The organism is Candidatus Chloroploca sp. Khr17, from assembly GCF_004138165.1.
Lineage (GTDB): Bacteria > Chloroflexota > Chloroflexia > Chloroflexales > Chloroflexaceae > Chloroploca.
This window is the reverse complement of the sequence record NZ_RYFF01000156.1, coordinates 1-1,185: the sequence shown is the minus strand read 5'-3', so window position 1 is coordinate 1,185 and position 1,185 is coordinate 1. Positions and strand designations below refer to the sequence as shown.

The following is a 1,185-nucleotide window of genomic DNA, read 5'->3' as shown; positions in this document are numbered from 1 at the left end:
AGCACTTCCTTATAGATCGGATTGGCGATGACCAGCCCACCGGGGCCGTCGAAACGACACAGGCCCAGGTCGACCACGAAGCGAATGTCATCCTGCGGCACATCGCTGAGCGACCCGCCCGCCAGCAGTGGCTCGATCACGCGGCGCACCCGTGGCTCGCGCAGCCGTTCGGCCAGGCTATCGAGATGGGTATCCTGGCGTTGGATCAGGATTTCCTTGGCGGCGTCGAGGTGGAGCGGCGTGATGGCACGCGCGGGATCCGGCGTCACACGCTCAACAACCTGGCGGGCCAGCGCATTGACCAGCCAGGGCTGGCCCTGGGTCAGCGCGAAGGCGTGGTCAATGGCCGCCGGGGTGAAGACCTGCCCGGTGTCGTCGGTGTGCTGCTGATAGAGCTGTGCCACCTCGTCGCGGGTGAAGCTGCTCAGCGTCAGTGAGTCCGTCTTGACATTGAACGGGCTGGCGGTGTTGAGCCGCTCGCTGCCGCCGGACGCCACTTTGTAATCGCGCACATCGCGCATCCCGATCAACGCCAGCGAGGCCGGGAATCCGGTCGGACGCCACGTGTAGCCAGCACGGAGTTGGCGCAGCACCGAGATCAAGGTCTCGTTCTGCAGCGCGTCGATCTCGTCGATAAAGATCACCAGCGAACGTGGTGCTGCCTGCGCCCATGCCTGCAATGCTGCCCCGATGCGCGTTCCCGGTTCCGCCTGCGGCCAGGCCGGGGGCTGAAGATCGAGCGGCATCTGGGCGTTGAGGGCCAGCCGCCAGTTGTTCAGGATGGCGAATTCCGCCGCGCCGGGGTCGTGGTTGAAGGCCGCCCCCACTTCGACCGAGACAAGGGCGGCGACATAGCTCCCAGACGCCGTCAATTCCTGGGCCAGCGCGATCATCGACGTCGTCTTGCCCGTCTGACGCGGGGCGTGGATGACAAAATAGTTGAAATCAGCTACCAGGCGTCGCGCCAGCGGGACGCGCGCTGCGGCGGGCAACATATAGTGCAGTTCGGGCTTGCACGGCCCGGCAACATTGAAACGCCGTGGCATGGGCTTCCTCCTGGTCGTGTGTCGGTCAAGTATACCATGCCCAGCCCTCCAAGGGGCATGTCCCTCACCAGGTGTCACTTTTTTGAGCGGGCCGTTCCAACACGGTAACCGGCCCCTGGGTGCGTGCCAGCACCTTTCC

At 65.1% G+C, this 1,185-nt stretch carries 1 protein-coding gene; it reads right to left on the bottom strand.

The window, feature by feature from the left end; genetic code table 11:
• The coding region (locus tag EKD05_RS25500; protein ID WP_129678459.1) for an AAA family ATPase at positions 1-1,046 on the bottom strand (1,046 nt) is incomplete at its 3' end.
• Between the last annotated feature and the right edge of the window lie 139 nt (positions 1,047-1,185).